Origin of the sequence: Shinella sp. M27 (assembly GCF_049199905.1) — a bacterium.
Taxonomy (GTDB): domain Bacteria; phylum Pseudomonadota; class Alphaproteobacteria; order Rhizobiales; family Rhizobiaceae; genus Shinella.
Window position 1 is genome coordinate 124,899 of record NZ_JBLZPK010000040.1, and the last position, 7,249, is coordinate 132,147.

The 7,249-nt window shown below is 59.1% G+C and carries 7 protein-coding genes and 1 tRNA gene; 3 read left to right on the forward strand and 5 right to left on the reverse strand.

Annotated features, from left to right (window positions below; all coding sequences use genetic code 11):
• Nucleotides 1–33: 33 nt before the first annotated feature.
• Genes araG through ACOZK4_RS17060 form a run of 3 tightly spaced genes read left to right on the forward strand, consistent with a single transcriptional unit; the run spans nucleotide 34 to nucleotide 3,453 of the window.
• A complete protein-coding gene (gene araG, locus ACOZK4_RS17050; protein WP_421592913.1) occupies nucleotides 34–1,566 on the forward strand; it encodes an L-arabinose ABC transporter ATP-binding protein AraG in 1,533 nt (510 codons plus the stop codon).
• Nucleotides 1,563–2,513 carry an L-arabinose ABC transporter permease AraH gene (gene araH / locus ACOZK4_RS17055; RefSeq protein ID WP_313523336.1) on the forward strand — a complete coding sequence of 317 codons (951 nt, stop codon included), beginning with the start codon at nucleotides 1,563–1,565 and terminating at the stop codon, nucleotides 2,511–2,513. Before araG ends, araH begins: the two co-directional genes overlap by 4 nt.
• Before the next feature lie 4 nt (nucleotides 2,514–2,517).
• Nucleotides 2,518–3,453: an aldose 1-epimerase gene (locus ACOZK4_RS17060; RefSeq protein WP_421592914.1), complete on the forward strand. Its 936-nt coding sequence runs from the start codon at nucleotides 2,518–2,520 to the stop codon at nucleotides 3,451–3,453.
• Nucleotides 3,454–3,695: 242 nt separating this feature from the next.
• On the opposite strand, the gene ACOZK4_RS17065 is transcribed toward ACOZK4_RS17060, so the two are convergent.
• From ACOZK4_RS17065 to ACOZK4_RS17085, 5 genes are all read right to left on the reverse strand, one after another.
• Nucleotides 3,696–5,660, reverse strand: a complete 1,965-nt coding sequence (locus ACOZK4_RS17065; RefSeq protein ID WP_421592915.1) for a restriction endonuclease — start codon at nucleotides 5,658–5,660, stop codon at nucleotides 3,696–3,698.
• Nucleotides 5,661–5,909: 249 nt separating this feature from the next.
• A complete protein-coding gene (locus ACOZK4_RS17070; protein ID WP_421592916.1) occupies nucleotides 5,910–6,212 on the reverse strand; it encodes a type II toxin-antitoxin system RelE/ParE family toxin in 303 nt (100 codons plus the stop codon).
• Nucleotides 6,209–6,484 (reverse strand): type II toxin-antitoxin system ParD family antitoxin, encoded by a 276-nt coding sequence (locus ACOZK4_RS17075; protein ID WP_421592917.1) that lies wholly within the window; start codon nucleotides 6,482–6,484, stop codon nucleotides 6,209–6,211. Before ACOZK4_RS17075 ends, ACOZK4_RS17070 begins: the two co-directional genes overlap by 4 nt.
• A 127-nt stretch (nucleotides 6,485–6,611) precedes the next feature.
• On the reverse strand, nucleotides 6,612–6,926 hold the full coding sequence (locus ACOZK4_RS17080; RefSeq protein ID WP_421592918.1) for a hypothetical protein: 315 nt from the start codon (nucleotides 6,924–6,926) through the stop codon (nucleotides 6,612–6,614).
• Nucleotides 6,927–7,100: 174 nt separating this feature from the next.
• Nucleotides 7,101–7,177 (reverse strand) — tRNA-Met (locus ACOZK4_RS17085).
• Nucleotides 7,178–7,249 lie beyond the last annotated feature (72 nt).

Sequence of the window (7,249 nt, forward strand, 5' to 3'; positions counted from 1 at the left end):
ATCCAGTCGCCGGGCCTCTTCCGGGGTGCTGACATGACGGAATTTCTCGAATTCAACGCGATATCCAAGGGATATCCCGGCGTGCAGGCGCTCGCCGACGTTTCCTTTTCGGTGCGCAAGGGCGCCGTGCACGGCCTGATGGGCGAAAACGGCGCCGGCAAATCGACCCTCATCCGCATTCTTTCCGGCGATCAGTCCGCCGACACGGGCGAAATCGTCATCGACGGCAAGACGCAGCATTACCGCTCCGTGCGCGATGCCTTCGAAGCAGGTGTCATCGTCATCCATCAGGAGCTTCAGCTCGTGCCGGAGCTGACCGTCGCCGAAAACCTCTGGCTCGGCCGTTTTCCGGGCAAAGCCGGGGTCATCGACCGTAAACACCTCCTCGGCGTCGTGAAGGAAAAACTTGCGGAGATCGGCATCGATATCGACCCGGCCGCAAAGGTGGCGTCGCTCTCGATCGGCGAACGCCAGATGGTCGAGATCGCCAAGGCCGTGATGGCCGATGCGCGCGTCATCGCGCTCGACGAACCGACCTCCTCGCTCTCCTCGCGCGAAAGCGAAATCCTTTTTGCGCTGATCGACCGTCTGCGCGCGCAGGGCAAGGTGATCCTCTACGTCTCGCATCGCCTCGACGAGATTTTTCGTCTGTGCGACAGCCTCACCGTGCTGCGCGACGGCAAGCTTGCCGCCCATCATCCCGCTATCGCCGACGTCACGCGCGATCAGATCATCGCCGAAATGGTCGGCCGCGAGATTTCCAACATCTGGGGTTTTCGCCCGCGGGAACGCGGCGCTATCAGGCTGGAGGTCAAGGACCTCGGCGGCCGCAAGCTGCGAATGCCGATCAGCTTCTCCGTGCGCCAGGGTGAAATCCTCGGCTTCTTCGGCCTCATCGGCGCCGGCCGCAGCGAGATGGCGCGCCTTGTCTACGGCGCGGACAACCGCTCGCACGGCATCGTCAGCGTGGATGGCAAAGTGGTTGCTGCCGACAGTCCGCCGCACTCCATCCGTTCCGGCATCGTGTTATGCCCGGAAGACCGCAAATTCGACGGCATCGTGCAGGGGCGCAACATCGAGGAGAACATGGCAATCTCCTCGCGCCGCCACTTCTCTCCCTTCGGTATTCTGCAGCCGAAGAAGGAAGCCGAGCTTGCCGAGCGCTTTATTGCGAAACTGCGCGTGCGCACGCCATCGCGCAAGCAGGACATCGTCAATCTCTCCGGCGGCAACCAGCAGAAGGTCATTCTCGGCCGCTGGCTCTCCGAGCAGGGAGTAAAGGTCCTCATCATAGACGAGCCGACGCGCGGCATCGATGTCGGCGCCAAGTCGGAAATCTACGAACTTCTCTATGAGCTCGCCGGCCAGGGCATGGCGATCGTCGTCATATCGAGCGAATTGCCCGAGGTCATGGGCATCACCGACCGCATCCTGGTCATGTGCCAGGGCAAGGTGGCCGCCGACATCGAACGCGCCGATTTCGACGAGCGCCGCATCCTCGCCGCAGCCCTTCCCGATGTGGCAAACGCCAGCGAACTCCCCAACCAGCAGGTCCAGTCGCGATGACGTCCTTGAAAAAACTCCTCCTCGGCGAGCAAGGCCTCGTCGTCATCTTCGCCGTCGCCTTTGCGATCGTCGCGCTCACGGTTCCGAATTTCCTCACCGAGCGCAACATGCTCGGCCTGCTGCAATCGGTCGTTACGATCGGCATCGTCGCCTGCACGATGATGTTCTGCCTCGCCTCACGCGATTTCGACCTCTCGGTAGGCTCCACCGTCGCCTTTTCCGGCATGATCGCCGTCATGGCCTCGAATGCCTCGGGCTCGATCGTCATCGGCCTCATCGCGGCCCTTCTGTGTGGCGGCGCCGTTGGCCTCATCAACGGCGTGGTCATCGCCCGATTCCGCATCAATGCGCTGATCACCACGCTTGCCACCATGCAGATCGTGCGCGGCTTTGCGCTGATCGCCTCGGATGGCCGCGCCGTCGGCATCAACGATCCCGGCTTCTATCAGCTCGCACTGTCGAAATTCCTTGGCATCCCCACGCCGATCTGGGTCATGGCCGTCTTCTTCATCATCTTCGGCTTCGTGCTGAACCGCACGGTCTTCGGCAAAAACACGCTGGCGATCGGCGGCAATCCCGAGGCTTCGCGCCTTGCCGGCGTCAACGTCTCGAATATGCGCATCTGGATTTTTGCGCTCCAGGGCCTCGTCTGCGCCGTCGCCGGCGTACTGCTCGCCTCGCGCATCACGTCGGGCCAACCGAATGCCGCGACGGGCCTCGAGCTCTCGGTCATCTCGGCTTGCGTACTGGGCGGCGTCTCGCTTGCCGGCGGACGGGCGGCGATGATGGGCGTCATTGTCGGCGTGCTGATCATGGGCATCGCCGAAAATGTCATGAACCTGCTGAATATCCAGGCCTTTTACCAATATGTCGTGCGCGGTCTGATCCTGCTGCTCGCCGTGCTGCTCGACAACCTGCGTTCGGCCGCCGCCGGCCGGCGCAGCTGACGCCATGGCCGGGAATGTCATCCGCCTCGAAAGGAACGCGCTCGCGGTCGATGTGAGCCCGCTCGGCGGCGCCATCCTCTCGGCGCATTGGCACGGCATTTCCATTCTAGCGCCGACACGCTCTCCGGGACTGGCATCGCAGGTGCTGGGTGCGGAAGCCTGTTTTCCCCTCGTTCCCTTCGGCAACCGCATCGAAGGCAATAGTTTCCGCTTCGGGGAAATGGACTACACGCTGACATCAAACACCGCCGACCCGCTCATTTTGCACGGTGACGGCTGGCTTCAGCGCTGGACGATCGCGCGGCACGAGCCGGACGGTATCGTTTTCAACTGCCGGCACGAGGCAAGCGGCGCCTCCCCTTTCGCCTATGAAGCAACCGAAACCATCAGTCTCGATGACGACAGGCTGACCCTCTCGCTCAGCGTCATCAACAGGGCAGCGGAGACGTTGCCCTATGGCCTCGGCTTTCACCCTTATTTTCCGAGAACGCCGGCAACACGCCTCTTCACGCAGGCGCTGCGCTATTGGCCGGAGCGGGAAAACCACTTGCCGGGAACGGCCGGCCCGATACCCGATGATCTCGACTTTTCGACCGGTGCGGCTTTGCCGGATCGCTGGCTGAACAACGCGTTCGACGGCTGGAACGGGCAGGCGCGGATCGAATGGCCGGAAACGGGCATTGCCCTCTCCGTGACCGCGGACGAAGCCTTTCGCCATTTCGTCCTCTACTCGCCGTCCGCTTCAGATAATTTCTTCTGTTTCGAACCGATGAGCCACCGGCCGAATGCGCATCGCGATCAAGATGGCGGCGGTCTTGTTGCTCTGCCTTCTCATGCGCAACTTCGCGGGACAATGACCCTGAGACCAAAGCGCAATGGGACATACCAGACTCATTCCAGCGCTGATAAAAGAACGCCGGGGGATGGGCATCGCTGCTAGACTTCAACCCTAGTCCCCTAGGGTCATTTGTAGATACGAAACGGCCGCTGACCTGGTGGACAATTGCAAACGCACGCCGACCTATTGCGCCGGAACTCTGTCCCTCGACCATGCCGGCGCAAATGCGTGGCACGAGCGCTGAGAAGTATCCGGCGCACGTCCTGACAAGCCAATCGCTTCAGCTCTGCAATTTAGGCGCCGCCGCGCAGAAGGTTGGCTAGGCGCGGCGCGGTGATGTTCGGTTATGCCTTTACCCCTAGGCCCTTGGGGTCGTACGCAGGCGCGAGATGCGCCATCACGGCGAAGCGATCGCCCGCCAGCTCGACCTCGAAGCGGCCCGTCTCTAGGAATGCCCTATCCACACCAGCGGGATTGTCGATCAGCGCCATTGCGACGGAACAGCCAAGCGTGTGGCCATAGGCGGCCGAACGGACTTCGCCGACGGGCGTTCCATCGCAAAGGATCAGTTCACCGCCCCCGAGCATGGGCTCGGAATCCTCCACGGTAAACTGAACGACCCGCCTGGACAGCGCGCCCTTCGCCTTCGCGGCAGCAAGGGCCTCCCGACCGATGAAGCCGCCCGGCTTGTCGAGTGACACCGCAAAGCCAAGCCCCGCCTCGTAGGGGGTTACATCCGGCGTCAATTCGCGGCTCCAGGCGCGATAACCCTCTTCCAGCCGCAGCGCCTCCAGCGCGTAGTAGCCGCAATCCAGAAGCCCGAAATCGCGACCGGCCTCGTGCAGTGCCTCATAGACGCCGACGGCGAATTCCGTCGGCATGATCAGTTCCCAGCCGAGTTCGCCGACATAGGTCATGCGGTTCGCATAGGCCGTGGCATAACCGACATCGATCTCGCGGATCGTAGCGAAGGGGAAACCTTCATTGGACAGGTCGGTGGAGGTGAGGCGAGCGAGAATATCGCGCGACTTCGGTCCCATCAGCGCCAGCACCGCATAGGCGGAGGTGACATCGGTGAGCGTCACATGGGCGTCCACGGCGATGTTCTTCCGGATCTTCGCGCTCAGCGTGACCCGACTGCCGTTAAGAAGACTTTTCAAGATTGCTGGGGCACCTCGGATTCTCTCAAGGCATTTCAGCATTCTCTGGAAATGCGTGGCTTTTACCTGGCGCAGGGTGATCGCCGGGGCCACGTCGCGGTCGATATCAAAGGCGAGGTCTATCCTATTTCCCGGTGGACGGGGATCAATGCCAAGGATGTTAGACATGAAGGAGAAGTGGGCTGCTTCACCATTCCAAGCGCTATAAAGCTCTCGGCCGTTCCAATAAGACACTCGACCATCATGAACTTGCCGTTTGGCGCGAAAGACAGTTTCGGCGTTGAGCCTCGTCAGGCACTCAGGTCCTATATCGGGTATTTCAAATCCCGTTTGTCCGTAACCATCATCTGAAATCGTTCGCGATGGAAGCGCCATAATCAACGCAGCGTACTTGGTCTCCTTCAATATCAGGGCGAATTGGTTCAATATCATCGAATAGCCCGTGTGAGCATGGATGATTCGTGGGTCTTTGGGCAGGAGGGATTGAAGACAGCTCGACAACGCGGACGGCGTTACCAGCTTTGACTTATCTCGCACGATTCCATCTGTCGCGGTTTTGCACCAATCTCGAACGTCTTGCGAGGTAGCGAGTGTCATCGGTATCGATGTGCGTCCGGCAAACTTTCGCGCAGAGGGAAGATATTCCGAGGTAGTTACAAAGATGCTCCGCTGTGCATTCTCAACGTCCGCGACACCATGAAGAGCGGCGACGGCTGACTGGTCAATTTTTCGCCCTGCCGCGTATTTCTTTACCTGAACAAGCGTGAGAATGTCGTCAAGAGGATCGCGCTGGAGCATGCGGACATCAATACCCCCATCGTTGGAACCGGGTCCGAGTTCGCATGTAAATCCCTGGCTCTCGAAAATCCTGAAGATGAGCGTCTCAAACTCGCGCCATTTCAGGTTACGCAAGTCATCGGGACGTCTGGCGAAGTATGAATATAATTCCTTGTGCACGTCGGTAATATCGGGCTGGACCAAACTGCACACCCACTGCCAATGCGCGTAATCTAGAAACGGCTTAAATAACGGACTGTCGTCAATAGGATATATATATGCGCTGACACCGTCGTTGCGTTCATACCAATATCCTTGCTGTTCAAGTAGCTCGAAAAACTCCGTGTCAAGATTCTCGAAATCCCCGTCCAACGCTCTGCCAAGATCACCATCGAAATACAGGATAGTAACAACAGGTGGTTCACCCGGTTCGCTATTTACACGATCGGCGTAAGTCTGAAATCCGCAGTCATGCCACAAATCATGTTTTATGGCCCAACTGACGATGGATTTCTGAATAGCGGATATCGCCTCCTCTAACTCGTTGTCTGCGTGAATGGTTTCTTCTACCTATATCGCTCGAAGAGTTTGACCCGTTTAAAGCATATAAAATTAGCCCAGCTAATCCCGTGCCATAATCGTTTCATAATCCTGTCCGCCCGAGAAAATGCGCAAGACATCGACACGGTCGTCGGGCAGCTCATAAGCAATCACGATCCGTCGCCAGAGCGGAAAGATATATAGCTCGGGTCGAAGGTCTGGGCGCTTCACGCCCATGTAGGGTGTTTCGCAAACATTGCGGCAGGCCTGTTCGATCTCGGCCACGTAGCTGCGCGCTCGGCGCGGATTATCGGCAGCGATAAACCAGAATATCTCTTCAAGATCGGCGAGCGCCGCCGGGGTAAAGACGAGTTCGCGGCTCACGATTTGGCTGTCTTCTCCGCCTCGCTGAGAAGGCGGTCAAAATGCCCGCTGACCTTATCAGCGCTGTGACGCACCGGATCGGCGGCGGCAGCATCAAGGCTTGCGCGAATGGCGTTAAGACGATGACCGCGCTCTTGTTCGCGCTGCTGCCACATGCGCAAGGCATCGCGGATCACCTCGCTATTAGACGCGTAGCCGCCCTCTTCGACTTGACGGCGCACCATGCGTGCCATGTCGGTCGGAAGGCTGATACTGAGTTTTTCGGTTTGCATGGCAGTTTCCTCTCCTACTACTCAATACTACCATTTCCTACTCACTAGGTTCAAGTTTTATCGAGGCCTGGAATTCCGCCCCTCCGGCCAATGTTCCGGGGTGATTGCGCGTAGGCGGCCCCTAAGGTCACCAGCGCCTTCTGGTGGACGTGAAGGAGGAAACGGTTCGTTCCATCCGAATATGGCCAACCGCTATCAGCTTGAGATTCGAAATCTTCTTGCCTCGTTGCATTCGAACGAAAGCCGCACGGAAGCGGCTACCATTTTGCGATCGTTGATCGATCGGATTGTATTGACGCCGACCGAAACAGGCGACCGCCTGACGGTTGACCTCATAGGCGATCTGGCAGGTATCCTGTCGATCGCCACCAAACGGGACCGGAAGTCCATTGCGGGTGACTTGTCTAAACATCAACCTGTGCAGCAGACGGATGATTTCCACGCGTCCGCCGGAAACGCAAAAAGCGCCACGAATGGCGCGTTTCTGTCATCTATGGCGATGGTTGCGGGAAACCGCACCAAGCGCGACTACACTTCAGGGAAAATCTCTGAGGCGCTGGTTGCGGGAGGGCGAGTTCGCCGGGCTTCGCTTCTAGCCAAAGTTGCCAAGAAGCGCTGGTTGCGGGGGCAGGATTTGAACCTGCGGCCTTCAGGTTATGAGCCTGACGAGCTACCGGGCTGCTCCACCCCGCGCCATCCGGTTTTTGCCGTAAGGCAAAATACCGACCGATTTTTGCCGACGGCAAAGATCGTATTTCCGGTCCG

What these genes read in the sequence shown, in the direction of transcription:
- araG (WP_421592913.1), top strand. Translation starts at nt 34, where the DNA reads ATGACGGAATTTCTCGAATTCAACGCGATATCCAAGGGATATCCCGGC.
- araH (WP_313523336.1), top strand. Translation starts at nt 1,563, where the DNA reads ATGACGTCCTTGAAAAAACTCCTCCTCGGCGAGCAAGGCCTCGTCGTC.
- ACOZK4_RS17060 (WP_421592914.1), top strand. Translation starts at nt 2,518, where the DNA reads ATGGCCGGGAATGTCATCCGCCTCGAAAGGAACGCGCTCGCGGTCGAT.
- ACOZK4_RS17075 (WP_421592917.1), bottom strand. Translation starts at nt 6,484, where the DNA reads ATGCAAACCGAAAAACTCAGTATCAGCCTTCCGACCGACATGGCACGC.